The following is a 25,088-nucleotide window of genomic DNA, read 5'->3' on the forward strand; positions in this document are numbered from 1 at the left end:
CTCAGAAGTGAAACCGCTTAGCGCCGATGGTAGTGTGGGGTCTCCCCATGTGAGAGTAGGTCATCGTCAGGCACCTACACCGAACCCCCGGCTCATGCCGGGGGTTCATTCGTTTAGGGGTCTCTCCCTGAAGAGTAGCGGAGCGCCGCCCGGGTCCTAGTCAGGCACCTATACCGAACCCCAGTCTCGTCAGAGACTGGGGTTCACTCGTTTCTGGGTGTTGATATCTTCAGCATTTATCTCCCTTCGCCTGTCTCAGGCGCTTTGACTTATCCCCATCCCCTTTATCGAGCTCCAGGGATGACCGCCTGTGGATAGTTGGCCGATGCTGGCCGAGTCGCAGTTATAGAGGGCTCATCGGCCTCGCAACTGACGCCATTTGCCGACAGTGATCTGCATCTTCTGGCTTATCGCGGAGAAAATGGGGAAGGCGTGCACGAACGCTGGCTGAGGCAAATCTTACCGACTATGTTATGAGGGTCATACACGGAGTCGTATCCAAAGGAGTGTCGATATGCGTTCTGATCTACTGAAGAAGATGGCCATGGCGATGATGCTGGGCATGATGGCGTTCGGCGTCGTAGCCTGCGACAACGACGATGGCCCGGCCGAGAAAGCAGGTGAATCAGTGGACAATGCGGTGGATGATGCTGGGCAGGCCATGGAAAACGCCGGCGACAACATCCAGGACAAGGCGGAAGACGCCAAGAATTGACGCCAGCCTTCAGCGCTGAACGGACAAGCAAGCGAACAACCCGGCTTGTCACGAAGCGCTGATACAGTGGTGAGCAAAAAAGCGGTAAATAAAAAAACCGGGCCCCACACAGGGCCCGGTTTTTTATGTGTGCAGAATTTATCGTGCAAAAAGCGAGTTAGTTGGCGGCGTTCTGCTCGATCCCCTGAACGTACCAGGGGGCGCCGTCGCGTAATGCGCGCTTGAGGTGCCAGGTCTCGTTGAACTCGGTCTCTTCGCCGTTCTCTTCCAGCACGCCATGGAACAGCACTGTGGCTTCGGCTTCGCCCTGGAGCTCCTGCACGCTGCCTAGCTCGACGAACAGGCGCACGATCTCGGTACGGTTGTTGGCCGGCTGCGCCATGCGCTCTGCCTTGAGCAGGTTGTAGAGCTCGGGGGTCACGTACTCCTGAATACGTTCCAGGTCGTTGTTGTCCCAGGCCCGCTGCAGGGTCATGAAGTGCTCCTTGGCGCCGGCCAGGAAGCGCTCGCGGTCGAACCATTCCGGCTCGCTGGCGATACTCGCACCGCCGACCGCACCACCGGTGGAGAACGGCATCGGCTGCGCGGCATGTTCCTCGCGCTGGGCAGCGTGACCGTCACCGGCATTGGCATGGGCGTGCCGTCGCCGTGCCGCCAGGAAGCGGAAGGCGATGAACAGCACCACGGCGATCAATAGCAGGTCGAGCATGCGAATGCCGTCGAAGGCGCCGCCGAAGAACAGCGAGGCGAGCAGGCCGCCGGCGAGCAGGCCGGCCAGCGGGCCTGCGAAGCGCGATAGACCCGGGCTCGGCTGGCGTGGCGGCGTCGTAGCGCTACCGCGGGCGGGCGCCGTGGCCGGCTGCTGAGCCGAGCGCGAATAGGAGCCGAAGCTCTTGGCGCCGCCGAAGCGCTTGGCCTCGGCGTGCTCCACGGCGGCTGTCATGCCGAGCATGCCGACCAGCAGCATGACGAAGAGGTTGCGCATGGCATATCTCCTGAAGGGAAATCGGGTGTCGTCGAAACCGAAGGCGAGAGGCCCGGTCACTGCCCCCATTGTCTCAACATTGCATGAATGGGAGCTGAACGGGGCCTGGGCTCGGCGTAGAGCATCGACTCAATCGCGATCGCGCTCATGACGCAGGAAGACCGGCTGGCCCGGCTTGGATTCCCCGGCCGCGTAGCGATAGCCGGCGACGTCGAAGTCGGTGAGTGCCGCGGGTGACTCGACGCGTTCGCGGATCAGCCAGGCGGCCATCAGACCACGCGCCTTCTTGGCGTAGAAGCTGATGATCTTGAACTGACCGTTCTTCTCGTCCTTGAACACAGGCGAGACGACATCGGCCTTCAGGCGCTTGAGATCGACCGCCTTGCTGTACTCATTGGAGGCGAGATTGACCAGAGTGTTGCTGCCGCTCTCGGCGATCGCCGCGTCGAGATCTCGGGTCAGCCGTTCACGCCAGTAGGCGTAGAGATCCTTGCCGGCTGGGTTCTCGAGCCGGATGCCCATTTCCAGACGATAGGGCTGGATCAGGTCGAGCGGTCGCAGCAGCCCATAGAGCCCGGAGAGGATGCGCAGGTGCGACTGGGCGAAGGCGTTGTCGGCGGCGCTGAAGCTGGTCGCTTCCAGACCCACGTAGACATCGCCCTGGAACGCCTGAGCGGCGGGCTTGGCGTTGTCGGTAGTGAACGGCGTCTGCCATTCGGCGTAGCGTGCCGCGTTGAGCCCGGCCAGCTTGTCGCTGATGCCCATCAGCTCGGAGAGCTGCTGGGGCGAGTAGCCGCGGAGGATCTCGATGAGCTCGCGGCTCTGCTCGAGATAGTCGGGGCGTGTGACCTCGCGGGTGGTCGCCGGGGTCTCGAAATCCAGCGTCTTGGCCGGAGAGATGATGCTGAGCATGGCGTAGGTTCCTTATCGAGCGGCAGGGCTGCGCGGCGATGACGGGGTGACGCGGGCCGCCATGAACGGCATCACCGACCGAGGACGGCCCGCGTCAGCGCCCCGGGGCGTTCAGGGGCAGGGGTTGGAGATGCGACGGTGCACCGCTTCGATCTCCTCCATGACCTCGGCGGAGAGCGTCAACTGATCACTGGCGAGGTTGGACTCCAGCTGGGTCAGCGTGGTGGCGCCGATGATATTGCTGGTGACGAACGGTTGCGCGGTGACGAAGGCCAGCGCCATCTGCGCCGGATCGAGGTCGTGGCGGCGGGCGATCTCGACGTAGGCCCGGGTCGCCTCCTGGGCGATGTCCGAGGTGTAGCGCGAGAAGCGCTCGAACAGCGTCAGGCGGCCATCGGCCGGACGCTGGCCATCCAGGTACTTGCCCGAGAGCACGCCGAAGGCCAGCGGTGAATAGGCCAGCAGGCCGACCGCTTCGCGATGCGCGATTTCGGACAGGCCGACTTCGAAGCTGCGGTTGAGCAGATTGTAGGGGTTCTGCACGCTGGCCACGCGCGGCAGCCCCAGGGTGTCGGCGAGGTGCAGGCAGCGCATCACGCCCCAGGGGGTGTCGTTGGAGAGCCCCACGGCACGAATCTTGCCGGCGTCCAGGGCCTCCTTGAGCGCTCCCAGGGTCTCCTCGAGCGGGGTGGCCTCGCTGTCGTCACCCGGTAGATAGCCGAGCTCTCCGAAGCAGTTGACGTGGCGATCGGGCCAGTGCAACTGATAGAGGTCGAGATAGTCGGTCTGCAGACGTTGCAGGCTGGCATCGAGTGCCTGATGGATCTGCTCGCGGGTGTGGCGCGGGCCGCCGCGCAGATGGGTCATGCCGCGGCCGGCACCGGCGGCCTTGCTGGCGATGATCAGATCGTCGCGACGACCACGCTGCTGGAGCCAGCTGCCGATATAGGCTTCGGTGCGTCCCTGGGTCTCGGCCTTGGGCGGCACCGGATACATCTCTGCGGTATCGATGAAGTTGATTCCGGCGTCGACGGCACGATCGAGCTGCTGGTGGGCCTCCTGCTCGCTGTTCTGCTCGCCGAAGGTCATGGTGCCGAGACACAGGCGCGAGACCTGCATCCCGGTCTTGCCGAGTGGGCGTCGTTGCATGTTGCGCTCCCATCAGGGCCCTCGGGCGAGGGCCGAAAAGACGACTGAAAATCGTATGTTACTGGGGCCTTCCGGGGGCGGCAAATAGCGCCCCTCCGGCGGGGGTTGAGTCGGCCATCGGGGAGGCGTATGCTTGCGGCCTTTCGCCGCCCGGCAGCCCCGGGCGAGCCTGCAGCAAGTCGATTCCGATGCCGTTAACAACCGTGTTGTCGTAGAACAAAGATGCGTCCAGATCGACAGGGTTTCTCGGACCGCCAGCGGTCTTCGTCCTCAAGGTCACTGTCAGTTATGCCACAGACGTTCTCTTTCCTGACGCGCTTCGAGTTTCGTCTCGCCTCCGGACTGTGCCACACGCGCTGGATGACTCGCTCGCCCAGCAAGCAGCGGCTGATGCTCAAGTGGTTCAAGCGCTGTGCCGACGCCGGCCATCTGCCGGCGCGTTCGCTCTACGGCCGCGTACTGCTGGCACGCGGTGTCTCGCATCAGGACAAGTCCACTGGTGCCCGCTACGTGCTCCAGGCCGCACAGGAAGGCGACAGCCACGCCCAGTTCCAGGCCGGCTGTCTCTATGAGCACGGCTGCAACCAGTACCAGCCCAACGAGCACCACGCGGTGACCTGGTATGCCCGGGCCGGCGAGAACGGTCATCGCCAGGCCGCCGAGCGGCTGGCACAGGCCTATCTCGGTGGTGAGCTGGGGCTTGCGCAGGATTCGGCGCGGGCCGAGGCCTGGGCGCAGTATGCCGACCATCTCGCTGGCCAGACCCTGCTCGAAGCGCCGCAGGCCGCACCGCTGACACATTGACCCTCGGCGGTGCCGGCCGGTGCCGCGTGCGGTCGGGGTGAACTCCCGCGCCAACACTGTCATGATGACGCCACACCGGCGTCGCCAGATGCGACGGCATCATGAAGAGGGAGTCCACCCCGTGTCGCTGCCTGTCCTTTTAGACATCGAAGCTTCGGGCTTTGGCCGTGGCAGCTATCCCATCGAGGTTGGCCTGGCCCGGGCCGACGGCACGCGCTGTGCTTTCCTGATCCAACCCGCCGATACCTGGACCCACTGGGACGCCAAGGCCGAACTGCTGCACGGCATCTCGCGGGCGCGGCTGATCCGTGAGGGCTATCCCGCAGTCGAGGTGGCGCGCTGGCTCAATGATGAGCTGGCCGAGATCGGCGTCGCCTACAGTGATAGCTGGGGCTACGACAACACCTGGCTCGCGCTGCTCTTCGATCAGGCCGGCATGCTGCCGCGGTTTCGCCTGGAAGCGCTGCGTCGGCTGCTCTCCGAGGCGCAGGTGACACTGTGGCGCGAGACCAAGGAGCGGGTGGTGCAGGATCATGACATCCGCCGCCATCGCGCCGGAGACGATGCCAGACTGCTGCAGTTGACCTACAGCGAGACCCGCCGGCTCGCCGCCGAGTGAGCCCCGGCGGCGCGGTCACTCAAGCGCTGACCCGCAGCAGCACCTTGCCGATATTGGCATTGTCGTCGAGATGCTGAAGGGCACTCTCCGCTTCCTGGATCGGCCAGGTCTCGGCGATCAGCGGTTTGATCTCTCCGCTCGCTAGCTTGGGCCACACCTGGGCGTGCAGCGCATCCAGAATCGCCCCCTTGGCCTTGGCCGAGCGTGAGCGCAGGGTCGAGCCGATCACGCGCTGGCGCTTCATCAGCATGCGCCCGAGATCGAGCTTGGCTTCCATGCCGCCCATCAGCCCGATCAGCACCAGCCGGCCATCGGCGTTCAGCACCGCCAGATCCTGCTCCACGTAGTCACCGCCGACCGGGTCTAGGATCATGTCGGCGCCGCCCCACGCCTTGACGGCGTCGACGAAGCTACCGTCGTGGCGATTCCAGCCGGCATCGGCACCCAGGCGGGTGCAGGCGTCGAGCTTCTCCTGACTCCCCGCGGTGACGAAACAGGGGTTGCCGAAGGCGCGGCAGAGCTGGATCGCGGCGGTACCGACGCCGCTCGCCGCGGCGTGCAGCAAGATGCGCTGGCCGCTCTGAGCGGCGCCCTCCATGTAGAGATTGAGCCAGGCGGTGGCAAATACCTCGGGCAGTGCCGCTGCCTCGCGCAGACCAAGATTGGCGGGGATCGGCAGCACCTGGGCCTCGTCCACCACCACCTGCTCGGCGTAGCCGCCGCCGGCCAGCAGCGCGCAGACCGCGTCGCCGCGACGGAAGCGCTCGACCCGCTGCCCCACTTCGGCAATGGTACCGCTGACCTCCAGCCCGGGAATGTCCGGCGCGCCCGGCGGCGGCGGGTACTTGCCGGCGCGCTGCATCAGATCGGCGCGATTGACCCCGGCCCAGGCCACCTCGATACGCACCTCCGTGGCCCCTACCGGGCCGGGTGCCTCATGTTCGCGCCACACCAGGCGCTGCGACTCGATGGCGATCGCGTGCATCGATGTACTCTCCTCGCTAAGGGCATCCCCTCACTCTAGCAGCCCGACGATGGCCACGCCGTTGTCATATGTCAGCGCCATGCTGGCAGCTTCCCAAGTGAGAAAGGGGATGGCCCATGATCGATACCGGCGCGCTGCTCGAACGACACCTCGGCGGCTTTCGTCGCCTGCCTGGCTGGCTGCGGCACTGCACCACGGCGCTGATGCGACGCCTGATCCACGAGCGCGAGATCAACGACTTCCTGGCGCGCCACCGCGAGACCCGGGGGCTGGCCTTCGTCGAACAGGTGCTCGACTACTTCCGCCTCGGCTATGCGGTCTCCTCACGGGAGCGGGAGAACATCCCGGTATTCGGACGCGTGCTGATCGTCGCCAACCATCCGCTGGGTGCCCTCGATGGCCTGGCACTGCTGCGCCTGGTGGCCGATGTGCGCAGCGACGTGCGCATCGTGGCGAGCTCGATACTGGCTCAGATCGAGCCGCTCGAGCCCTGCCTGCTGCCGCTGGACAACCTGAACCGGCGCGGCTATCGCCGCAGCCTGGCCGCGATCGAGGCGGCGCTGGACCGTGAGGAGGCGGTGATCGTGTTCCCCGCCGGTGAGGTCTCCCGGGCCGGGCCGCGCGGCATTCGCGATCGTCGCTGGCAGGCGGGTGTGCTGCATCTGGCGCGGCGTACCAATGCGCCGCTGCTGCCGCTGCACGTGGGCGGGCGCAATTCCTGGCTGTTCTACGCCCTGGCGGCGCTGCGTGATGAGATCGGTACGCTGCTGCTGCCGCACGAGATGTTCCGCCAGCGCGATCGCCAGCTACGCGTGCGCATAGGCGATCTGCTGCCACTGGAGCGACTGGCGCGTGGCGGCCTGCGCTCGGAGGCGACGCTCAAGTTGCTGCGCAAGCACGTCTACCGGCTGGGGCAGGGGCGCAAGGGGCTGTTCCGCGGTGAAGCGGCGATCGCCCACCCGGAGAGCCGGCAGGCACTGCGTGAAGCGCTGCGCGAGGCGCGGCGGCTGGGCGAGACCAAGGACGGCAAGCAGATTCTATTGGTCGAGGGGCCGCCCCACGGGGTGGTACTGCGCGAGATCGGCCGGCTGCGCGAGATCGCTTTCCGCCGGGTCGGTGAAGGCACCGGCCGGCGGCGCGATCTCGACACCTTCGACGACTACTACCGCCATCTGCTGGTGTGGGACGACCGTGATCTGGAGATCGCCGGGGCCTACCGCCTGGGCGAAGCGGGGGCGGTCCTCGACGCCCACGGCCCCGATGGCTTCTATGCCGCGACCCTCTTTCATCTCGACACGGCGCCCTGGGATCAGCTGCGCCACGGGCTCGAGCTGGGTCGCAGCTTCGTTCAGCCGCGCTACTGGGGGCGGCGCAGCCTGGACTATCTGTGGCAGGGGCTGGGTGCCTATCTGCGCCATCATCCGCAGGTGCGCTGGCTGTTCGGCCCGGTGTCGCTCTCGGCGGCGCTGCCGCTGCGCGCCCGTGAACTGGTGGTCAGCTACTACCGTCACTACTACGGCGACCCCGAGGAGGGCGTGCGCCCGCGGGCCCCGTTCGTGCTCTCCGATGCCGGGCGACTGGAGGCGGAGCGGCTGTTCGACGGTAGCGATCGCGACGAGGACTTTCGTCGCCTGCGCGAGCAGCTGGAGGCGATGGGGGTGAGCGTACCGGTGCTCTACAAGCAGTACTGCGAAGTCGCCGAACCCGGAGCGGTACGCTTTCTGGGGTTCGGCGTGGACACCGACTTCGGCTTCTGCGTGGATGGCCTGGTGGTGGTCGATGTCACCCGGCTCAAGCCCGACAAGCGCCGCCGCTATGTCGGCGCCGACACGCTGGCGCCGGCGCTGAGTACGGAATGAGCCGGGCGTCAGGCGGCCGGGTCGCGATCCGCCGCCAGCCGGTCCAGCAAGCGTTCGATATCGGTGTCGGCGATCAGCTCGCGGCGGGTGCTGGCATCCAGGAATCCGTGCTCCACGGTGGTATCGAGGAAATTCAGCAGCCCGCTGTAGAAGCCGCCCACATCGAGCACCCCCACCGGTTTGTGGTGCAACTGCAGATAGCGCCAGGTCCAGATCTCGAACAGCTCCTCCAGCGTACCGATGCCGCCGGGCAGGGCGACGAAGGCATCGGCGTGGGCGGCCATGGTCGCCTTGCGCTCGTGCATGTTGGCGACGCGAATCAGCCGCGTCAGGCCCTGGTGCGACACCTCGCGCTGGACCAGATGCTCGGGCATCACCCCGATCACCTCACCGCCGGCGTTGAGGCAGGCGTTAGCCAGGCGCCCCATTAGGCCGTTGCGCGCGCCGCCGTAGACCAGCCCCCAGCCGCGCGCGGCGATGGCCTGGCCGAGCGCCTCGGTGGCGGCGGCGAACTGCGGGTGCTTGCCCTCGCGGGAACCCAGGTAGACACAAATATGCACGTTGTCGCTCCTTCAGCGATCGGATGAGACGGCCGTCAGGGGATGCTGGCGGCGACGTCGTAGGTCTCGTCGAGCCAGCGTCCGATGGCATTGTCGCCGCACAGGTGATGGGCGTACTGGGTATGCAGGCAGCGCACCTGGTCCCAGTTGGTGATCCCGCCAACGCCACGTTCGCGCATCAGCGGCGCGAAGCCGCGGCGCTCGATTTCCGCACGCTGAGCATCGCTCATGTAGGACCAGCGCTGGGCGACATAGTCTTCATGGCTGGCGTGGTAGCTGGCAAGCCACGTCGGCTCCTGCTGCAGGCGTGCTTCCAGCTCCTTGATCACGCCGCTCGCCTCGAGCCGCGAGAGCACGACCTTGAGGCGTTCGCAGGAGAGCCAGTAGAGCGTGGGAAAGGGGGCATCGTCGACGATCGGCGCCATGCGCAGGACCAGCGGGCGACCCTGACTATCGGTGGCGGCGACCGCTTCGAGCCCGCGCGGCGGGCGGCCGAGCTGCTCGGCGATGATCGCCAGCTGGGCCTCGGTCGGTGTCTGATCGGTGCGAATCACCATGCTGGATATTCCGTATGAGCGTGTGGCAACGGTGGCGGCGCGTTATCGCCGGGGCGAGTGCTGGGGTCGCGCATCGCCGCCGGGAGCGCGCATGACCGCCGGGAGGGCGCATGACCGCCGGGAGGGCGCATGATAGTCGTCCCGGATAGGGCCGGGCAATCGGCCGACCCGCGCGGCTGTCTCTCTCAGCGCCGCGCCAGTGCCACCGGCGTCGCCGCCAGCAGCGTGATCAGGTCGCCAGGGGCCAGCGACAGTTCCAGCCCGCGCTTGCCGGCGCTGACGTGGATCTCGTCGAGGGCGAGCGCGCTGTCGTCGATGAAGCTCGCCAGCCGGCGCTTCTGCCCCAGCGGGCTGATGCCGCCGACCAGATAGCCAGTGGCGCGCTCGGCCTCGGCCGGGGTGGCCATCTGCGCCTTGCGCGCGCCGGCGGCCTTGGCCAGCGCCTTGAGGTCGAGTGTGGCGTCGACGGGCACCATGGCGACCACCAGGCTTCCCGTGTCGGTGCGTGCCAGCAGCGTCTTGAAGATCGTCGCCGGCGGCAGCGCCAGGGCGCGGGCGGCGTCCAGGCCGTAGCTCTCGGACGCAGCATCGAGCGAGTAGGCGGTGACGCGGTGGTCGACGCCGCGGGATTCGAGCAGACGCACGGCCGGTGTCATGTCAGCACTCCTTGTCAGAATGGGTACGGCGCGGCGCTCCAGTCTACATGACCGGGACAGGCCAGCGCGCCGCTGGCGCGCCCTGATTGGCGACGCTAGGCTGAAATGACGCCCGCCGGATGCGAGCCGTCGTCTCAAAGACCGCCTTGAAGAGTCGCTTGAACGCCAACCGATGAGCCATGACCGCTGTGGGCTGTGCGGGCGCCGAGCGCCGCTGACCCGCCACCACCTGATTCCCCGCGCGCTGCACCGCAAGCCGCGCTACCGCAAGCGCTACGGGCGCGAGCAGATGCAGACCCGCGTGCTGTGGATCTGTCGCCCTTGCCACTCGCATCTCCATCGCATGCTCAGCGAGCGCGAGCTGGCGGACCACTATGCCAGCCGCGAGGCGCTGATGGCGCATCCCGATATCCGCGCTTTCGTCACCTGGCTGGCGGACAAGCCGGATGGCTTCGTGCCCAAGCGCTGAGTAGCGCGATGGCGGCCACCACGCTCAGATCAGACGCTGGCCGTGGTGATCGTGCCAGGCGTCCTCCAGCACCGCGTGCAGCGGGGTGTGAAGATGCGCCGGCAGCGCCTCGCGGGCCGCCTCCAGCGAGGGGAACTCGCGGTTGCGCAGCCAGCAGTAAGCCCAGGCGCAGGCCTCGTCGGCGTCTCGCGGCGTGGGCCGGGCGGGCATCTGCACCAGCAGGAACAGCGCCGTGCGCGCGGCCCAGCGCGGCGGCGTGGCGTCGCCGCTCCAGGCGGTCAGGGTGGCGCCGTCCGGGGTGCCGTCGGGGTCGCCGAGTTTGGCCAGGCGCGCGGTATCGGCCAGAATCATCGCCAGGCGGTCGGGGTCGGCCTGCCCCAGCAGCAGCCAGTGGCCGACCAGTGCCGAGCTGCCCGCGACCACGCGGCTGTAGAACGGACGTGCGGCACGACCGCGGCAGAGAGTCTCTGTCATTGGCGCTCCTCCACTGCCGGTCGGCGTCTTCCTGGAAAGGCGCCGGCCGGCCGACAATCATCAACCGGATGAGAACGTTACCGTGAGTTTCGATTTTGCCACGTCGATCGATCGACGGCAGTATCCGACCAAGAAATGGCAGCAGTACGCCGAGGACGTGTTGCCACTGTGGGTCGCCGATATGGATTTTCGCTCGCCGCCCGCGGTGATCGAGGCGTTGTACCGGCGCGTCGACCACGGCGTGTTCGGCTATGCCGATGCCACCCCGGCGCTGCGCGACACCCTCTGCCGCTGGAGCGAGCGCCATTACGGCTGGTCCATCGACCCCGCCTGGCAGTGCTGGGTGCCGGGTGTGGTCCCGGCGCTGCACCTGGCGGCGCTGGCGTTCAGCGAACCCGGCGAGGGCGTGCTCACGGCGACCCCGATCTATCCGCCGTTCTTGAGTGTGGCGCGTCACACCGGGCGCGAGGCGCAGACCTTCGAACTGGCACCGCCGACCACCCCCGGCGGCGACTGGCGGCTCGATCTGGAGGCGCTAGAGGCGGCCATCCGGCCCTCTACCCGGGTGCTCCTGTGGTGTCATCCGCACAACCCCACCGGGCGGGTATGGGATGTCGACGAGCTGCGCGGCTTGGCCGAGCTGGCGCAGCGCCATGGGCTGATCGTGGTCTCCGACGAGCTGCACTGCGATCTGATCCTCGACCCAGAACGGCCGCACCAGCCGCTGGGCCTGCTCTGTCCTGAACTCGCCGAGCGCCTGATCACCCTCTGGGCGCCCTCCAAGACGTTCAATATCGCCGGGCTCTCGGCGGCCTGCGCGGTGATCGCCGACGCCGACCTGCGGCAGCGCTTCCAGCGTGCCGCGACGGGGCTGCTGCCGGGCGTCAACGTGCTTGGGCTGCACGCCGCCGAGGCCGCTTACGCCGAGGGAGAAGCCTGGCGCCTGGCGCTGCTCGAGGTGCTGCGCGACAACCTGGCGCGCCTCGAGCGGCATGTCGCCGGCTGGCCTGGGGTGATACTGTCACCGCCGCAGTCGACCTATCTGGCGTGGCTGGATCTGCGCGGAAGCGCCTTCGCCGAGTCACCCCAGCAGCGCCTGCTCGAGGAGGCCCGGGTGGCGCTCTCCGACGGCGCCGACTTCGGCTGGCCGGGATTCGTGCGGCTCAACTTCGGCACTCCGAGTGAGACACTGGAAGCGGCCTTGGGCCGGCTGGATCGTGTTCTGAGCTGACCCGTGTCAGCTCCCAGACGCGCGACACCCGGCCTGGGCCGGGTGTCGCTGGATACAGCATGGGGAGCGCGAGCAGGTTGCCGTGCCAGCGCGGTGGCCCAGCTGGAAGTGGACCAGTTATGAGTGGGCCGGTTACGAGTGACCCACTGGAAATGGCTCAGTAGAGCATGGCGAACAGCCGGCGGCGGTAGGTCACCGTCAGCGGGTGTTCTGCGCCGAGGGCATCGAAGACCCGCAGCAGGGTCTTGCGGGCGGCGTCGTCGGCGTAGGCGCGGTCAGCCTTCATCAGCGCCAGCAGTCCCTCCAGGCCGCGTTCGTAGTCACCGTCGGCGACTGCACGCAGCGCGCGCTGGAACCGCGCCTCGCTATCCTCGCGCTCGCCCAGGGCCTCGATCTCGGCGGCGCTCGGCGCCTCTTCACCGAATTCGATCCGCGCCCGCACGCCACGCGCCTTGGGCGAGTCACGGTGCTCGGGCGGCAGATTGTCGAGGATCTGCTTGGCATCCGCAGTCTGGCCGGCAGCCACCAGCACGCCGGCGAGGTCGACCTGATAGTCGTGGTAATCCGGGTACTGCTGGATCAGCTCCTGGTAGATCGCCTGGGCGGTCTGGGTGTCGCCGCTGGCGAGCGCCGCCTGGGCCATCTCCTCGGGGCTCTCGGCGGCGTCGGCCGGCGCTTCGATATACTTGCCCAGCCACTCGCGTACCTGCTTCTCCGGCAGCGCGCCCTGGAACTGATCGTAGAGCTGGCCCTGGGCGATCAGCTTGACGTCGGGCACCGAGCGCACCCCCAGCTGCGAGGCGATCTGCGGATAGGCCTCGATATCGAGCTTGGCGAGCACGAAGGCGCCGGCGTATTCGCGTGCCAGCTTTTCCAGGATCGGTTTGAGGTTCTTGCACGGCTCGCACCAGTCGGCCCAGCTCTGCAGCAGCACCGGGCGCTGCATCGAGCCTTCCAGTACCACCTGCTGGAAGTTGTCCAGGGTGACGTCGACGATGACGTCCTCCGCCGGGGCTTGCGCTGCGGCGTTGCTGTCCTGGCCGTCGGGGCTGGTGAGCGGTTGGCCTGTGCGGGGATCGACGATTGCCATGAAGAAGTGCCCTTGATGTGCGGTACGGGATTGGCGAGTGTTATGCGGGTCAGCGGCCGGTGATTCAACCCCCGGCGGCCCATTTCGAACGGGGGAGTGTCGCATGTCGAGAGCCATCTGCAGCCTGCGCGTGATCCTCAAACTGCTCGGCGGTGGTCTGCTGCTGCTCCTGTGTCTGCTGCTCGGGCCGGCCTGGCTGCTGCTGTCGCAGCAGGTCGACTGGCGCGGCGACTGGCAGCACGCCTCGCGCAGCGTCAGCGGGTTGGCACCAGATCCCGCGACCACGCCGGCGGCGCTGGTGCAGGTCTATGCCGCGCGCGCCTTCGCCTGGCGCGGGGCCTTCGGCGTGCATACCTGGATCGCGACCAAGGCCGAGAACGCCACGCACTACCGCGTCTATCAGGTAGTGAGCTGGCGTCGCCCCACGGTGCAGGTCACCGTGGCGCAGCCGGACCGGGCCTGGTACGGCAATCCTCCCGAGCTGCTGGCACAGCTGCGCGGGGCGCCGGCGGCGCGGGCCATCGCCACCATCGAGCAGGTGGTGCCGACCTATCCCCAGGCCGGGCGCTATCGCATCTGGCCGGGGCCCAACAGCAACACCTTCGTCGCCTGGTTGGTGCGCCGGGTGCCGGAGCTGACGGTGGATTTTCCGGCCAACGCCATCGGCAAGGATTATCTACTCGACGGCCCGCTGGCCCGGGCGCCGTCGCATACCGGCTATCAGCTCTCGCTGGGCGGGCTTGTGGGCGTGACCGCGGCGTGGGAGGAGGGCATCGAGTTCAACCTGCTGGGGCTCGGCGTCGGTGTCGATGTCGACCCGCCGGCCCTGCGGCTACCCGGCATCGGGCGCCTGGGGATGGCCCAGCCGCCGCGGCGCGATGAGTGAGATGCCGCAAGCGGTTGTCGGCCTCGTGCCGGGCCTGAGCTGAGGGTGTCGCTCAGAGAGGGCGGTTGGAGAATCGGGCCGGGAAGAGGGCGCCGCCGCATAGCCTCGAACTGCATAGTCTTGAACTGCATAGTCTTGAACTGCATAGCCTTGAACTGCATAGCCTTGAACTGCATAGCCCCGGCCTGGGACACGGTCGAGCCGGGGCGCGGAAATAGCACTGGGGCGCAAAACTGTGGCGCAAAAAAAGAGAAGACAAAAAAAGACCGGTGCCTCGAAAGGCACCGGTCTAATAATTTGGTAGCGGGGACCGGATTTGAACCGATGACCTTCGGGTTATGAGCCCGACGAGCTACCAGACTGCTCCACCCCGCATCAACTTGGGGCGAATTATACGTAAGTATTAGCGCGTGTCAACACCTTCGTGACTCGCGCCGCTGAGCCTATCCAGCAGGGCGTCGAACGAGGAGGCGTAGCGTGTCCATAGCTCGGCTTCCAGCGGGGTAATGGTGAACAGTCGCAGCAGCGTCTGCTCGAGCTCCTCCGGCGGCGTCGGCGGGCGCCCCAGGGCATCGTTGAGGCGCGCCACCTGAACCTCCAGGCGTAGCGGCTCCAGCGCCTCGGGGATCGGCTCACCGGCGAGCAGGCTCAGCTGCACCAGGCAGCGTTGCAGTGCCTCTTCGGCGTCGTCCGCGCTGAGCGGCGTCTGCTTTTGCCGCTGCTGCAGGCGCTGGCGCAGCGCGGCGGGCGGCTCGGGATCGAGCGCGGTGCCGGCGATCGTCTGTTCGAGCCAGCGGCGATAGTCGGGCCAGGCACGCGCCTGGGCGACCAGTTCGAGCCGTTCCAGGGTCACTTCGCGGGCGTGCACGATGCCCTGCCAGCGCCGCTCCATGCCCTCACTACGACGGCTGTGCGGCAGCGGCGACAGGCGCTGGGCCTCTTCCAGGGCGGCGTCCAGTACGTCACGCTCGCCGGCGTGGGTCGGCTGCCAGGCATCGAGCTTGTCGATCAGTGCCTGCATGGCGTCGAAGCGCTGCTGCTGGCGCGCCTGCTGCTCGCCGCGCAGGGCATCACGGGCGGCGAAGATGGTGTCGCAGTGGCTGCGAAACTGCCGCCATAGGGGCTGCTCGACGCCCTTGGGCGCGCGTCCCAGTTCGCGCCAGCGCTGCTGCAGCTGCTTGGCCTGATCGGCGCGCTGCTGCGCCGGCCCCTCTTGCTCGGCCAGACGCTGGGCCTCGGCCACCAGTTCGCGCTTGTGGCTGGCGATATCCCCGGCGCGGGCGTCGATCAGCGTCTGCAGGCGCTGGCGCAGCCGGGCGAAGCGCCGGCCCAGGGCAGCAGCGCGGCGCTTGGGCACCGGCCAGTGCTGGTCCCACTGCTCCTGGGCGGCGTCGCGGATACGTCGCAGGGCGTCGGGGTCGGCATCCTCGGCGGGATTGTCGAGCAGCGTCTCCAACTGTTCGCAGAGCGCTTCGCGGCGTTCGAGATTGTCACGCTCGCGGTTGGCGAGTTCGCTCTCCCACGCCGCCAATTGGGTATGCAGGGCGTCGGAGGCGGTGCGAAAGCGCTGCGCCAGCTCGCGGCTGGCGGCGGCATCGCCGAGTTGACGCCACTCGCGGATCAGTTGCTGATGTCGGCGGTGACGCTCGGCATCGCTCTGCTCGCGCGCCTCGGCGAGTGTTTCGATCGCCGTGAGTAGCTCCTCTCGCTTGGGGGCGGCGACGAAGCCGCGCCAGTCGCGCAGCTCGGCGAGCCTGGCGATGAGCTGCTTCCAGCGCTGCTCGAGCGCCGCGGGCAGAGCGGCCGGAGTGGCGTCGAGCTGCTGGCGCAGTTGGCGCTGAATCTGTGCCGCAGGGCGGTAGCGGCCACCGTCGAGCTCGGCTTCGAGCTGGTCGAGCTGGGTGCCGAGCGCCTGGTCGTCCCACACCGGCGCGTCGCTGTCGCGTGCTGCTCGAGTCTCACCGGCCACCGCCGCCTGACGGCGCGCCGCGGCGACCAGTGCGGTCGGCGGGAGCGCCTGCGGCCAGTCGAGGCGGGCCAGAAGCGGTGCGGTGTCGTCACCCTGCTCCAGCGCCTGGCGCAGTTCGGGGTCCAGCTGGGCCAGACGCTCCCACGCCTGCCACAGCGTCTGTACCCGGCGTTCGAGCTCGGCATGGCGCGCGGCGTAGGCGTCACTGACGCCGTAATCATCGGAGACCGACTGCCAGCGCTCGCTCTGCAGTTGCCAGCGTGAGGCCAGCGCGTCCATCGCGTCGGCGGTCAGTGGCTCATTCTCGCTGACCGTATTGAGCGCCTGCTCCAGGGCCTCGAGAATACCCTCGCGGGTGGCTTTGGCAGTGGCCTTCTCGCGCTGGACCCGCTCCAGCTCGCGATGGTGGTGCTCGTGTTCGGCGATGCGCTGGCGGCAGCGCGCGACGGCGATATCGAAACGCTGGTGCTGGGGCTGATCGGCACCGTCGGCGAGAGGTTCCAAGGCCTTGATCCAGTGTTTCAGGCGCGCCTCGTAGAGCGGCTCCCAGGCGCGATGCGCGTGCGCTTCGAGGGCTTCCAGCAGACGCTCGCGCTCGGCGCTGGCGGCGGCCTGCTGCTCGGCGTCGGCGCGCTGGCGCGCCAGGCGCTCGCGGGCCAGCCGCGCCACCTGCTTGTCGCGCTTGGCCTGCTTGACTAGCGTGCTCAGTCCGCCCGGGCTGGAGACACGCTCGGCCGCCGCCAGGCGCACCGCGGCAATCCCGTTGTCGCTGGCGTGATGCACCAGCCGCGCTTCGTCATCGATTCTGGCCAGGGCGGTCAGCCGTAGCGTCTGGTTGTCGCCCTGCTCGACCAGCGCATCGAGCAGTGCCTGATCGCTCAGTTGCTCTACCAGCGCAAGACGCCGGGAGAGGTCGAGCGCGGGCTGCTCGCGGCCGCCGATCACATCGATCAGGCGCGCCAGCGATTCGGGCGAGGCGGCTTCTTGGTGCCACGCGAGCAGCGTGTCGGGATCGCTCAGGCGCGACAGCGCGGCTTGGCGTACGCCGGCATCGCTGTCTCGGGATAGCGTCTCGAGCGCGGCATGGTCGCCGGCATCGAGCTGCAGCGCGGCCTGGGCGCGCACGCTGGGGTCCTGGTGGTCCCAACGCGGGCGCCGCCGACGGGGAGACAGTAGGCGTTGAAAGAGTCCTGGCATGGCAGGTTTGGCATCCTGAAAACGACGGGCTGGCGGTGGCCGATGCGGCGGGCGGCGTGGCATCGGCGGCAGCCGCCTATCTAACCATTTGACGGCCCGCGGTAAAAGAGTGAAGGGCCTCGGGCGTCGGCCCTCGGCGACACCTGACAAAAGGTCTAGCTGGCCTTATGATCGGTTGCAGCGGCAGACGCCCTCGCATAGCGTAACCCCTATTTCCCCGCTGCGGAGTTCGGTCATGAGTCTCAACAGGGATCGGGCAGAGACTGCCTTCACGTTCAAAGGTGGCATGCTGCCCATGACGGTCATGGAGTTGACCAGTGGCGACCCTGAGCGTGTGCGCGCCCAGCTGGCCGGCAAGGTCAGCCAGGCCCCGGCCTTCTTCCAGCACACGCCGGTGGTGCTCAGCGTCGAGCGGCTCGACGAGCCGCATCTGGCGCTGGAGCGTATCTGCGCCGTGTGCCGCGCGCACAAGCTGCTGCCGGTGGCGGTGCGCGGCGGCCCCGACCCCGTCAAGCAGTCCGCCTGGGCCCTGGGCCTGGGCTGGTTCCCGCCGCAGGAGAGTCGCCCCAAGGCGGTCGAAGCCACCCCGGCCGAGCCGGTGGTGGAGGTCGAGACCGAGCTACCGCTGGCCGCCACCGACGGGGCCCATGCCGGCGGGCGCATCCATCGCGGCACGGTGCGCTCGGGCCAGCAGGTGTCGGCGCCGGAGGGCGATCTGGTGGTGATCGGCGCGGTCAATCCCGGTGCCGAAGTGCTCGCCGCCGGCAGCGTACACGTCTACGGGCCACTGCGCGGGCGTGCCCTGGCAGGTATCCATGGTGATCGCGAGGCGGGCATCTTCTGCCATGACCTGCATGCGGAACTGCTCTCGGTGGCGGGTACCTACAAGCGTCTCGAGGACATCGACCCGCGTATGCTGGGGGCGAGCGTCCAGGTGCAGCTCAGGGAAGATCAGCTGCGCATCTCGGCTTTGACCTGAACCGGCAGAGCCGAGCGGCGCCGAGGACGATAAGGTGTCGCCCCGCTGCGGGCGGGTGTGATCAACAATCTATCGGGTAACAGGAAGTTCATCTTGGCCAAGATCATCGTTGTAACCTCCGGTAAGGGTGGCGTCGGCAAGACGACCAGCGCAGCGGCCATTGCCACGGGACTGGCCTTGCGTGGCAACAAGACCGTGGTCATCGACTTCGACGTGGGTCTGCGTAATCTCGATCTGATCATGGGGTGCGAGCGGCGCGTGGTGTATGACCTGGTCAACGTCATCCAGGGCGAGGCGGGGCTCAACCAGGCGTTGATCCGCGACAAGCGCACCGAGAACCTGCATATCCTTCCGGCCTCCCAGACCCGCGACAAGGATGCGCTGACGCTCGAGGGCGTCGAGAAGGTGCTCAACGATCTTTCCGAAGATTTCGACTACATCATCTGCGACTCCCCTGCGGGGATCGAGCGCGGCGCCCAGCTGGCGATGTACTTCGCCGACGAGGCGGTGGTGGTGACCAACCCCGAGGTCTCCTCGGTGCGCGACTCCGACCGTATTCTCGGGCTGCTGTCGTCGAAATCGCGGCGCGCCGAGCAGAACCGCGACCCGGTCAAGGAGCACCTGCTGATCACCCGTTACAACGCCAACCGCGTTGATGACGGCGACATGCTCAATCTGGAAGATATCCGCGAGATCCTGGCGATCGAGCTGATCGGCCTGATCCCCGAGTCGGAGGCGGTGCTGCGCGCCTCCAACCAGGGCGTGCCGGTGGTTCACGACGACAAGAGCGATGCCGGCCAGGCCTATCTGGACACGGTCGCCCGGCTGATGGGTGAGGAAGTGCCGCTGCGTTTCCACGCGGTGCAGAAACGTGGCCTCATCTCGCGCATGTTCGGAGGAGGGGGCCGCCGGTGAGACTACTCGACTTTCTCAAGGGTGAACGCAAGAAGTCCGCATCGGTCGCCAAGGAGCGCTTGCAGATCATCGTCGCGCACCAGCGCGGCCAGCGCGGCCAGCCCGACTACATGCCGATGCTGGAGCAGGAGCTGCTGGAGGTGATCCGGCGCTATGTCCAGGTCGATCAGGATGCGATCAGCATCAGTCTCGACAGCGACAACGACTGCTCGGTGCTCGAACTCAACGTGACCCTGCCCAACCGCGACTGAGCCGCCATCGAATCGCACCCCGGGGGCATGAGTCGCGCCCGGGCGTATGCTAGGCTTGCGCTTTTGCGCAGGCGGAGAGCGGTATGGCCAAGGCCAAGGCGGCACTGACTTTTCTGTGGCACGACTACGAGACCTTCGGCGCCGACCCCCGGCGCCACCGCGCCTCGCAGTTCGCGGCCATTCGCACCGACGCCGACTTCAATCCGATCGGCGAGCCGCTGACCCTCTATGCGCGCCCCGCGGATGACGACCTGCCCCACCCCCAGGCCTGCCTGATCACCGGTATCACGCCCCAGGCGGCGCTGCGCCGCGGCCTGCCCGAGGCGGAGTTCGCCGCGCGCATCCTGGCCGAGATGAGCGTGCCGGGCACCTGCTCGCTGGGCTACAACAGCCTGCGCTTCGACGACGAGGTGAGTCGTCATCTGTTCTACCGCAATCTCTTCGACCCCTATGCTCGCGAGTGGCAGAACGGCAACTCGCGCTGGGACCTGATCGATGCGGTGCGCGCCTTCTACGCGCTGCGCCCGGACGGCATCGAGTGGCCACAGCGCGAGGATGGCGCGCCCAGCTTCAAGCTCGAGCACCTCACCGCCGCCAACGGGATCGAGCACGCCGGGGCCCACGATGCGCTGGCCGACGTGCGCGCGACCATCGCCCTGGCGCGACGGCTGCGTGACGCCAACCCCAAGTTCTTCGAGCATCTGCTGTCGCTGCGCGACAAGCGCCGGGTCGCGGCGCTGCTCGATGTCGAGGCGCGCAAGCCGATGCTGCACGTGTCGCGGCGCTATCCCGCGAGCCGCGGCTGCAGCGCGCTGGTAGTGCCGCTGGCCAAGCATCCCAGCAATCCCAACGGGGTGATCGTCTACGACCTGGCGGTCGATCCGACGCCGCTGGCGTCGCTGTCGCTGGAGGAGATCAAGGCGCGGCTGTTCGTCAGCGAGAGCGAGCTGGCCGAAGGCGAATCGCGCATTCCGCTCAAGGTGGTGCATCTCAACCGCAGCCCGGTGCTGCTGCCGATCGCCGCGGTGGACGCCACGGTGGCCGAGCGCCTGAGTATCGATCGCGCCCTGTGCGAGCGCCACTGGCAGACGCTGCTGCAGAACCCGGAGGCCGCCAGCAAGGCGGCTGCGGCCTTTGCCGAGGGGCCCGCCGAGCCGCCGCGGGACCCCGACCTGATGCTCTACTCCGGCGGCTTCTTCTCGCCGCATGATCGTCAGGCGATGGAGCGGGTCCACGCCACGCCGCCGGAGGCGCTGGGACAGACCGGCTTCGCCTTTCAGGATCCGCGACTGGAGGAGATGCTGTTCCGCATGCGCGCGCGCAGCTATCCCGAGACGCTGGAGAGCGAGGAGAAGGCGCAGTGGGAAGCCTACCGCTGGTCACGCATGAACGACCCGCAGAGCGGCGCTTTTACCCTCAAGGAGTTCGCGCGGGAGATCGAACGGCTCAACCAGACCGCCCTCGACGCGCGCGAGCGTCAGGTGCTCGAAGAGTTGGTGATGTACGTCGAGTCGATCATGCCAGAGCAGGCCTTCGACGCCTACTGACCGGTGGCGGGTGCGGTCATCCCTGGTCGCGGCGACCAATGGCGACGCCCGCGAGCTGTCGCCCCGCGCAAGGGCGATCAGCATCAAACGCTGTACCCTGAAATGATGCAAAGCGCCCCGGCCATGGCCGGGGCGCTGCATTTCTGGGGTGGGTGACGCCGCTCAGGGCGGCAGCGGGGTGAAGCCGCGGGTCAGCGCATCGACGTCGCTGGCCGTGTCGCCCGGGTCGGCGGTGATACACAGCGCCGGGTGCGCTCGCAGCGCCTGCCACGCCTGCTTTAGCGCCTGTGGCGTGACCTCGGCGACCGCCGCGGCGAGGTGACGGCGACGCTCGAAGTCGACCTCCGGATAGGCCAGGTTCTGCCACAGGCGGTCGGCGCGCTCCTCCAGCGACTGGTCGCGGGTCAACAGCTGCTGGCGCACCGCTTCGCGGTAGGGCGCGAGTTCACTGGCGTCGAGGGTGTCGATACGCCGATCGAAGCGGGCCAGGAAGGCATCCATGCGCGCGTCGATCTTGGCGCTGTCGGCGCTCGGCGACTGCACCAGCAGGCTGAGGCCAGGGGCATCCAGCAGCGGCGCGTAGCCGGCGTTGACGATATAGCCGAGCTGCTCGTCGGTGCGCAGTTGGGCGAAGAAGGGCGGGCCGATCAGCTGGCCGAGCACGGCCAGGCGCGCCTGGCTGGCCAGCGAGCGATCGGGGCCCTGGAGATAGCGCAGCACCGCTGAATCGTCGCGGGCGGTATTCGGGTGCAGCACCGGGGCATCGGCCGGCACTTCGAGTGCGCTGAGCGGCGGGATGTCGTCGGCGTGCAGCCGCGGCGCGAGCGCGTTGGCCACCAGCAGGCCTTCGCGTCGCGCGAGCTCGGCGTCCAGGTTGCCCACCGCCATACCCTGCAGGTAGAGCTGGCCGAGGAAGTGCCGGCGGTAGTCACGCACGTCCTGCACGTCGATCTCATCGAGCGCCGCGAGCATGTTGCGGGTGCTGATCTGCGGGCGCATCAGCGCCTCGCCGAGGGTGCGCTGCATCTGCTGGTAGAGCGCATCCTGGGGTGCGTTGCGCCAGCTGCGCGCTAGACCCTGCTTGACCCGGGCGAGGCTATCGGCGCTGATCTCGCCGTACTGGAGCTGTTCGATCACGGTCTGCATCAGGCGCACCTGGTGGTCGCGCCAGCCGGAGAAGGCCAGGGTGATGCCGCGCCCGTGGGCATAGGCGACGAACTCCTGGCCGGCCAGCGAGGCCGGGTAGAAGCGCTCGTTGAGCCCATCGTTGAGCCAGCCTGCCAGTAGCCGCGTGAGCACGGCGTGGCGCGCATCGCTGGCGGCCTGGGGAGACTGCAGGCTGAAACGCCACTCGACCCGGGGCGCGCCGAAATCGCTGTCCGCCTGGTGCCAGAGTTCGACGCTCGGCGTGTCGACGAGGCGCTCGGGCTCGGCGGCAGGGAACGTCTCGACGCTCAGGTCGTCGGCGATATAGGGGTTGGGCGCGGGCAGCCCGAGGCCGTCGAGGGGTTGCGCCTCGGGCCACTGGGACACCCGGGTCAGCGTATAGGGGGCGGCGAAGTAGGGCGTGGTCTGCGCGCCCTCGACCTCGGGGCCGCTGTAGACCCGCAGCAGGTTGTCCGGGGTGAGCCGGTCGAGCAGCGCCTCGATGGCCGCGGGGTCGAAGTGATCCATGCGGTAGGGCGCATACTGCACGTCGGCGAGCGGATAGTAGGCGAGGCTCATGGCCAGGCTGCTCACCGTCTGGATCGGCTCCTGGCGCTGCTGGAAGCGGAACGCCTGCTGGGCCAGGTCGGCCTGTTCGCGGTAGCGCCATGCCTCCACACCCTGGTCACGCAGGCGCTGAATCTGAGCGAACAGGCTGGCCTGGATCTGGTCGAGATGCGCCACGCCTTCGTCAGTGAGACTGATCGAGACGTCGAACAGGGCGTGGCGGCCGTCCGCCTCGCGGGTGCCGGCGGAGAGCCCGTCGGCCCAGCCCTGGCGGCGCAGCGCGGCGAGCAGGCTGCCTTCGCCCTCGTGGCCGAGCAGGTTGGCGACGTAGGCATCGGGCTTGTCGGCATAGTCACCGATGGGGTCGGCGATCGGGAACAGGAACTCGACGCGCTGGCGGCTCTCGTGGGTCTTGACCCGCAGGCGTGCCGGCAGCTGGCCGGGCAGCGCCAGCGGGGTGTCGATCTGCGGCCGCGAGAGGTCGTGGTCGGCGATGGCCGCGAAGCGACTGCGTACCTCTTGCTCCAGCGTGTCCAGCGGCTGCGGCGCGAGCACCACCAGATGCATCACGTTGGCGTCGTAGTGGGCGCGGTAGAAGTCGACCAGCGCCTGACGCAGCGGGCGCTTATCGCTGTTGAGGGTGTCGAGGTTGCCGACCGAGAAGTGGTTGATCGGGTGCTCGGGGTTGAGCGCCTTGCCCAGCGCTTCGGCGATACCGCGGGCGTCGTCGGCGCGGCGTGCCTGGTACTCCGAGTTCACCGCGTGGCGTTCACGGTCGACGTACTCCGGGTTGAACTGGGGCGAGACGAAGAACTGAGCGAAGCGGTCCAGCGCCTCGGGGAAGGCCTGGGGGTCGACATCGAAATAGAAATTGGTGTCCTGGGCCGCGGTGAACGCATTGTGCGAGCCGCCGTTGCGCTGGATGAAGCTCTGGTAGCCGTCCGGATCGGGATAGCCCGCGGTGCCCAGGAACAGCATGTGTTCGAGGAAGTGCGCCAGCCCCGGCATGTCGGCGGGGTCGTTGTCGCTGCCCACCGAGACGTCCATGGCCGCTGCCGCCTTGTCGGCCTCGGGGTCGCTGATCAGCAGCACCTCGAGCCCATTGGCGAGGGTGAGGGCGCGATAGGCGCGGCTGTCGTTGGGGCTCTGGATCGGCGTGTCGCCGGTCGCTGGCGGCGCCTCGGCGGCGGCTGTCTCGGCCGTTGGCGCCAGCGACGCGGCCTGGCAGACGCCGAGCAGGGCCATGAGGCCGAGTCCGGCCAGCCAGGCGCAGGTGGACGATCGCGATATCCGGGGGTGAGGCATGAATGCTCCCTTTATGTCTGAGAAGGTGTTTACAAAATGCCTGCGCTCGGCAATACGGCGTTAAAATCGGCCTCAAAATGCTCATTTACCCCATGTAAACTCCGCTTTTTCGACCGATTTTGCCTTGTCTTGCCTTCGCTCGCCGAATTTGTAAACACCCTCTGAGTAAACGCTGCATCAATCCCTGCGCGGACTCGGCGTCCCCAGCGAATCGCTAAGCTGCGTGGCACGGGTGCGCTAGCCCGGTCGAACACTATGTGCCAGACAACCACGGTGCCAAACAACCACGGTGCCAAACAGCCACGGGGTCCAAACGATCGCGTGTGGGCTAGGCGGACCACACCTGCATCGGGCCGGTGGGGTAGGCGCAGGCCCAATCCTGATGCGCCGGATCGTTGATTCGCTTGGAGACCGGAAACGCCCCCAGAAGTTCCGGTGGCGCCGGGGTCAGCCACTCGCGCGCCTTGACTGCCGGGGTCTCCTCGGCCAGCCAGGTGTCCAGGGCCGCCAGCGGCACGATCGCCGGCAGGCGGTCGGTGAGCGCGCCGAGGAAGGTCGAGGTGGGAACCGTGATCAGCGCGAAGGAGTCGCGCGCGGGGCCGTGGTCCTGACGGTAGCGGGTCCACAGGCCGGCCAGCAGCAGCGGCGCGCGCTCGACCTGGGTCACCAGATAGGGCTGCTTGCCGCGCACGCTCTGCTGCCACACGAAGACCCCGGTCACCGGAACCACGCAGCGCCGGGTGGCGAACGCTTCGCGGAACATCGACCGGCTCTCCAGCGACTCCGCACGGGCGCAGTGCGGGGCATGGTCGAGCACTCCCAGCCAGTCGGGCGTGAGGCCCCAGAACGCCTCGCACAGTCGCGTGCTGCCGGCATCCCGGCGCAGGATCGAGACCCACTGCCGCGGCGCCACGTTGGGGCTCAGGCGGGGTTGCTGGCGCTGGCCCAGCGCCGCCAGCGACGGGTGGCGTGTCCAGTCGTCGATATGTAGGCGACCGGCCATGGTCTCTCCTCAAAAGGGGGATCGAAAGGGCGTGAGTCGAGGGCGTCGACGGCGCTTGCGGGAGTCTAGCACGCCGCCCCTGGCGGGACCTCGCCGCGATGCCGGTATTACGGGCAAAAGCCTCGCGAAATCGATGTGTTAGCCGTATGGACGCTTGCGTTTGCAGAGATTAGCGATATGCTGGGAAACGCTGTTCGATTTTAAATCGACAACAACATTCCCGCATCCGGCGGGGCGTGACAGCGACTGATGATTTTC

The 25,088-nt window shown here is 67.8% G+C and carries 23 protein-coding genes and 1 tRNA gene; 11 read left to right on the forward strand and 13 right to left on the reverse strand.

Features of this window, described 5'->3' with window-relative positions; all coding sequences use genetic code 11:
* The first annotated feature begins 514 nt into the window (after positions 1-514).
* Positions 515-715, forward strand: coding sequence for a hypothetical protein (locus J0A90_RS14130; protein WP_207031759.1), 201 nt, complete (start codon positions 515-517; stop codon positions 713-715).
* Between the two features lie 157 nt (positions 716-872).
* Here J0A90_RS14130 and J0A90_RS14135 read toward each other — a convergent pair whose 3' ends face one another.
* From J0A90_RS14135 to J0A90_RS14145, 3 genes are all read right to left on the reverse strand, one after another.
* Positions 873-1,700 carry a Tim44 domain-containing protein gene (locus J0A90_RS14135; RefSeq protein WP_207031757.1) on the reverse strand — a complete coding sequence of 276 codons (828 nt, stop codon included), beginning with the start codon at positions 1,698-1,700 and terminating at the stop codon, positions 873-875.
* Between the two features lie 129 nt (positions 1,701-1,829).
* Positions 1,830-2,612 carry a peroxide stress protein YaaA gene (gene yaaA, locus J0A90_RS14140; protein WP_207031755.1) on the reverse strand — a complete coding sequence of 261 codons (783 nt, stop codon included), beginning with the start codon at positions 2,610-2,612 and terminating at the stop codon, positions 1,830-1,832.
* A gap of 111 nt (positions 2,613-2,723) precedes the next feature.
* The gene (locus tag J0A90_RS14145; protein ID WP_207031753.1) at positions 2,724-3,761 is read right to left on the reverse strand and encodes an NADP(H)-dependent aldo-keto reductase; all 1,038 of its coding nucleotides are present in this window, start codon (positions 3,759-3,761) and stop codon (positions 2,724-2,726) included.
* A 288-nt stretch (positions 3,762-4,049) separates the two neighbouring features.
* Between J0A90_RS14145 and J0A90_RS14150 the strand changes: the two genes are divergently transcribed.
* Positions 4,050-4,565 carry a tetratricopeptide repeat protein gene (locus J0A90_RS14150; RefSeq protein ID WP_035475400.1) on the forward strand — a complete coding sequence of 172 codons (516 nt, stop codon included), beginning with the start codon at positions 4,050-4,052 and terminating at the stop codon, positions 4,563-4,565.
* A 121-nt stretch (positions 4,566-4,686) separates the two neighbouring features.
* Positions 4,687-5,184 (forward strand): hypothetical protein, encoded by a 498-nt coding sequence (locus tag J0A90_RS14155; protein ID WP_035475403.1) that lies wholly within the window; start codon positions 4,687-4,689, stop codon positions 5,182-5,184.
* A 19-nt stretch (positions 5,185-5,203) separates the two neighbouring features.
* Here the strand turns inward: J0A90_RS14155 and J0A90_RS14160 are convergent, their stop codons facing one another.
* Positions 5,204-6,169: an NAD(P)H-quinone oxidoreductase gene (locus J0A90_RS14160; RefSeq protein WP_207031744.1), complete on the reverse strand. Its 966-nt coding sequence runs from the start codon at positions 6,167-6,169 to the stop codon at positions 5,204-5,206.
* A gap of 116 nt (positions 6,170-6,285) precedes the next feature.
* On the opposite strand from J0A90_RS14160, the gene J0A90_RS14165 reads away from it, so the two are divergent.
* The gene (locus J0A90_RS14165) at positions 6,286-8,028 is read left to right on the forward strand and encodes a lysophospholipid acyltransferase family protein (RefSeq protein ID WP_207031736.1); all 1,743 of its coding nucleotides are present in this window, start codon (positions 6,286-6,288) and stop codon (positions 8,026-8,028) included.
* Between the two features lie 8 nt (positions 8,029-8,036).
* Here J0A90_RS14165 and J0A90_RS14170 read toward each other — a convergent pair whose 3' ends face one another.
* From J0A90_RS14170 to ybaK, 3 genes are all read right to left on the reverse strand, one after another.
* A complete protein-coding gene (locus J0A90_RS14170; RefSeq protein WP_035475408.1) occupies positions 8,037-8,588 on the reverse strand; it encodes a TIGR00730 family Rossman fold protein in 552 nt (183 codons plus the stop codon).
* A gap of 35 nt (positions 8,589-8,623) precedes the next feature.
* Complete coding sequence (locus tag J0A90_RS14175; RefSeq protein ID WP_035475410.1) at positions 8,624-9,145, reverse strand: DUF501 domain-containing protein; 522 nt, start codon at positions 9,143-9,145, stop codon at positions 8,624-8,626.
* Between the two features lie 185 nt (positions 9,146-9,330).
* On the reverse strand, positions 9,331-9,801 hold the full coding sequence (gene ybaK, locus J0A90_RS14180; protein WP_207031734.1) for a Cys-tRNA(Pro) deacylase: 471 nt from the start codon (positions 9,799-9,801) through the stop codon (positions 9,331-9,333).
* A 172-nt stretch (positions 9,802-9,973) separates the two neighbouring features.
* On the opposite strand from ybaK, the gene J0A90_RS14185 reads away from it, so the two are divergent.
* A complete protein-coding gene (locus J0A90_RS14185; RefSeq protein WP_035475414.1) occupies positions 9,974-10,270 on the forward strand; it encodes a hypothetical protein in 297 nt (98 codons plus the stop codon).
* A gap of 24 nt (positions 10,271-10,294) precedes the next feature.
* Here the strand turns inward: J0A90_RS14185 and J0A90_RS14190 are convergent, their stop codons facing one another.
* Positions 10,295-10,744: a hypothetical protein gene (locus J0A90_RS14190; RefSeq protein WP_207031724.1), complete on the reverse strand. Its 450-nt coding sequence runs from the start codon at positions 10,742-10,744 to the stop codon at positions 10,295-10,297.
* 82 nt (positions 10,745-10,826) lie between these two features.
* Between J0A90_RS14190 and J0A90_RS14195 the strand changes: the two genes are divergently transcribed.
* Positions 10,827-11,975, forward strand: a complete 1,149-nt coding sequence (locus J0A90_RS14195) for a PatB family C-S lyase (protein WP_207031722.1) — start codon at positions 10,827-10,829, stop codon at positions 11,973-11,975.
* Between the two features lie 157 nt (positions 11,976-12,132).
* Here the strand turns inward: J0A90_RS14195 and J0A90_RS14200 are convergent, their stop codons facing one another.
* A complete protein-coding gene (locus J0A90_RS14200) occupies positions 12,133-13,065 on the reverse strand; it encodes a tetratricopeptide repeat protein (protein WP_207031713.1) in 933 nt (310 codons plus the stop codon).
* A gap of 103 nt (positions 13,066-13,168) precedes the next feature.
* On the opposite strand from J0A90_RS14200, the gene J0A90_RS14205 reads away from it, so the two are divergent.
* Positions 13,169-13,951: a DUF3750 domain-containing protein gene (locus tag J0A90_RS14205; protein ID WP_207031711.1), complete on the forward strand. Its 783-nt coding sequence runs from the start codon at positions 13,169-13,171 to the stop codon at positions 13,949-13,951.
* Positions 13,952-14,249: 298 nt separating this feature from the next.
* Here the strand turns inward: J0A90_RS14205 and J0A90_RS14210 are convergent.
* A tRNA-Met gene (locus J0A90_RS14210) sits at positions 14,250-14,326 on the reverse strand.
* Positions 14,327-14,354: 28 nt separating this feature from the next.
* On the reverse strand, positions 14,355-17,117 hold the full coding sequence (locus J0A90_RS14215; protein ID WP_207031709.1) for a DUF349 domain-containing protein: 2,763 nt from the start codon (positions 17,115-17,117) through the stop codon (positions 14,355-14,357).
* 235 nt (positions 17,118-17,352) lie between these two features.
* Between J0A90_RS14215 and minC the strand changes: the two genes are divergently transcribed.
* The 4 genes from minC to sbcB all read left to right on the forward strand — a co-directional run bounded on the left by minC (position 17,353) and on the right by sbcB (position 20,809).
* Entirely contained in the window at positions 17,353-18,096 is a 744-nt protein-coding gene (gene minC, locus J0A90_RS14220) for a septum site-determining protein MinC (protein ID WP_207031707.1), read from the forward strand.
* Between the two features lie 93 nt (positions 18,097-18,189).
* Positions 18,190-19,011: a septum site-determining protein MinD gene (minD, locus tag J0A90_RS14225; protein ID WP_207031698.1), complete on the forward strand. Its 822-nt coding sequence runs from the start codon at positions 18,190-18,192 to the stop codon at positions 19,009-19,011.
* Positions 19,008-19,262, forward strand: coding sequence for a cell division topological specificity factor MinE (gene minE, locus J0A90_RS14230; protein ID WP_035475350.1), 255 nt, complete (start codon positions 19,008-19,010; stop codon positions 19,260-19,262). The genes minD and minE overlap by 4 nt, the downstream gene beginning before the upstream one ends.
* A gap of 83 nt (positions 19,263-19,345) precedes the next feature.
* On the forward strand, positions 19,346-20,809 hold the full coding sequence (gene sbcB / locus J0A90_RS14235) for an exodeoxyribonuclease I (protein WP_207031696.1): 1,464 nt from the start codon (positions 19,346-19,348) through the stop codon (positions 20,807-20,809).
* A gap of 162 nt (positions 20,810-20,971) precedes the next feature.
* On the opposite strand, the gene J0A90_RS14240 is transcribed toward sbcB, so the two are convergent.
* On the reverse strand, positions 20,972-23,767 hold the full coding sequence (locus tag J0A90_RS14240) for an insulinase family protein (protein WP_233076807.1): 2,796 nt from the start codon (positions 23,765-23,767) through the stop codon (positions 20,972-20,974).
* A 388-nt stretch (positions 23,768-24,155) separates the two neighbouring features.
* Positions 24,156-24,830: an SOS response-associated peptidase gene (locus tag J0A90_RS14245; RefSeq protein WP_207031692.1), complete on the reverse strand. Its 675-nt coding sequence runs from the start codon at positions 24,828-24,830 to the stop codon at positions 24,156-24,158.
* Positions 24,831-25,088 lie beyond the last annotated feature (258 nt).

The sequence above is a fragment of the Salinicola sp. DM10 genome (assembly GCF_017306975.2).
GTDB lineage: Bacteria > Pseudomonadota > Gammaproteobacteria > Pseudomonadales > Halomonadaceae > Salinicola.